Below are 1,186 nucleotides of genomic sequence, written 5' to 3' on the forward strand. Positions count from 1 at the left end.
TGACAGTACGACAAGCCATGCAGCGCACTCTCCAAGCGCCAGCGACTCTGAAGATAGTTTACAACAAATATCACAAAACGTTGAGCAAGCGGTTGCCCCTTTAATAGAAACAGTTACGACAACTTCCATTACGTCTATCAATCAAAATAATATTGCCGAAACCAATAATGATAATAGCCTTAAAAAGGTAGCACCATTTGACTTGCAAGGTGGTCGCTATGGCGATTGGGTAATTTTGGTTGATATTCAAGCACTCAACAATGACAGCGAAAAGCTATGGCAAAATATCACGCAAGCATTGTCAATCACTTGTGAAACAACGTCGTTTCCGATATGTGAAGGTATGGAGACTGCCGAGCTTGCCAATGCTAGTTTTGCGGGATATGTGTTTAAGATTGGCCGTAGTGAAGAGATAAAAATTATCTCATTAACCACACTGCCTGAAGGCCTTGAGCATCCTAATCTTACCGCTTTAGCTACCTTGGATGAGATGCTCGCTGATAGTAACCTTAAGCGTCAGCTTTGGGAACAGTTATCAAGTCAGAGTTAAGTGTTTACCGCAATGGCTATTAAAAATAGAGATAAGACTAAAGGGGTTTTAAAGCTGACGTTTAAAAAACTAGCTGTTAAAACTATATAATAACGATGATATAACAACGATGATTTCATCATATCAAGGATATGGATTATGACCAGTAAAGCCGCTTCTAACCGTGTACCTAACTTTTCAGCTGGACCCGCCACTATACCGACCGCAGTGCTAGAGCGTGCGCAAAGTGAGCTGCTTGATTGGCAAGGCCGCGGTATGTCAGTCATGGAGGTGAGCCACCGTAGCAAAGAATATGTCGCGATTACCGAAAAAGCAGAGGCGAAATTGCGCGCATTGATGGATATTCCAGATAACTATAAGGTGCTATTTTTGCAAGGTGGTGCCAGCTTACAGTTTTCAGCGATTCCATTGAACCTATTGAATGGAGGACGCGGTGACTATCTGACTACCGGTGCATGGTCAGGCAAAGCCATCAAAGAGGCGCAGCGTTATGCGAATCTAGGCCTCGGTAAGGTTAATTTGGTCGCAACTGGCAAAGACAGTAACTTTACCGATGTGCCAACCCAAAGCGATTGGAATCTGAGCAAAGATGCGGCTTATTTTCATTACTGTGCTAATGAAACCATTCACGGTCTA

1 protein-coding gene and 1 pseudogene are annotated in these 1,186 nt (G+C 43.3%); both read left to right on the forward strand.

The features are described from left to right. A pseudogene (locus ACS8FD_RS15660) lies at nucleotides 1–550 on the forward strand (hypothetical protein); the annotation flags it as partial. Nucleotides 551–688: 138 nt separating this feature from the next. After that, nucleotides 689–1,186, forward strand: a 498-nt coding sequence (locus ACS8FD_RS15665; protein WP_439276529.1) for an aminotransferase class V-fold PLP-dependent enzyme, incomplete at its 3' end; no start/stop codon positions are given.

It is taken from the genome of Psychrobacter sp. 1U2, from assembly GCF_051847575.1.